General features: G+C 43.0%; 1 protein-coding gene. It reads right to left on the bottom strand.

Translation table 11 applies throughout. The features are described 5' to 3' along the window. Positions 1 to 7 precede the first annotated feature (7 nt). On the bottom strand, positions 8 to 355 hold the full coding sequence (locus OH458_RS21910) for an SH3 domain-containing protein (RefSeq protein WP_159737913.1): 348 nt from the start codon (positions 353 to 355) through the stop codon (positions 8 to 10). Between the last annotated feature and the right edge of the window lie 999 nt (positions 356 to 1354).

Genomic DNA, 1354 nt, shown 5'->3' with positions numbered 1-1354 from the left:
TGTGAATTTACACAGCGCACAAATGATTTAAAGGAGCCCATGCCAATTCTTTCGGGCTACCTAATTTACTACTCCAGATCCAGCCATTTAACTCATGTTCTTTTACTAGAATTTCGCCGATAGCCAAACGATGCTCCTTGGCGAAATAATCCTCAAGAGCAGTTACCTCGCAATTGTCGATAGCTAGTATCTGTTTAGGAACCCAGCCTTCTTTGTTTTCCCCTCGGCAGAAAATCCAGTTTGCCCAGTCACCTTCTGGATTGGATTCCTCTACAAACTCCAATTTTTCGCCTGAGACTATTCTAATCGGCGATTCTGGAGCATCTTGATATTCTTTAACGACTTTGTATTCCATAGCTTATTCCACTCCATTAACATAACGCCGCGTTAAGTGGTGAACAACGCAAACCACCAAACCTAAACCATTGTACCTTAAACACTTAACCTGACTCGAATTGAAATCGCCAAGCGTTGTGAATCCGTCTTAAACGCCTTGTTAGGCGAAGTTTCCCACCAGTCTTTAAGTTGGTTTGAAAGCAGATTACCCGAAACAAAATAAGCAACCAAACACCCGCTGACTTTTTGTGATTCAAGAACCACAAATGTCACTATGTTTCAGCCAAGATTCCAACAACCACGAAATGCTGACCTTCAGCAACAAAGCAGGTTTTGAACCCGAAAATGCCAAAGCTACAAACTAGCAGCAAAATCGAAAGCCTCAATTGACTTGCCCTTTCCACACTTTGAGCCAGTGAAACTCACCACTAACCAACTCCAAAAACCAATGAGGCAACCCACGAAAATTGGCATGTTTTACGGCAGAAGAGATTCAAGAATTTGAGCCGACAATACTGAGTTGCCGACTTAGAAAAACGAATACTCAAAGAGAACTAAGAAGATGAGAATATAGAACTTTCCTGCCCGTCGCCTAACGCCGCGTTAAGTAGTGAGCGACGCCTCCACATAACCTAAACCATTGTGCCGTAAACACTAAATTCAAAGTAAACCCAAAATGCTATGCGTTGCGAATCTGCCTTAAACGCCTTGTTATGCGCTTACTCACTTGAGCACCAAAACGCTCCAACAACAAAACAAAAACACGACACCTTTGTTGAAAAACTATCGTAAACCAACAGATTGAAGCGGGGCGCAGTTTCAACGCGACTTTTGATTGAAGCGCACGTGAACAAACAACATCAGAGAAAACTGAGCCTCAACCAACGCAAAACCTTTTGAGCCGACAAGCTTACCATGAGGATTTTCAGCGGCTAGAAAACGCTCGATTTTAACGCCAGTTACAGCACCAAAGAACTAACCTTGGAATCATTCAGATCTACTTTCATCCTCTGGCGCA

This window comes from Vibrio sp. MarTm2 (genome assembly GCF_027587055.1).
Lineage (GTDB): Bacteria > Pseudomonadota > Gammaproteobacteria > Enterobacterales > Vibrionaceae > Vibrio > Vibrio sinaloensis_D.
The sequence above is the reverse complement of the archived record's forward strand: the minus strand, read 5'-3'. Positions and strand labels throughout refer to the sequence as shown.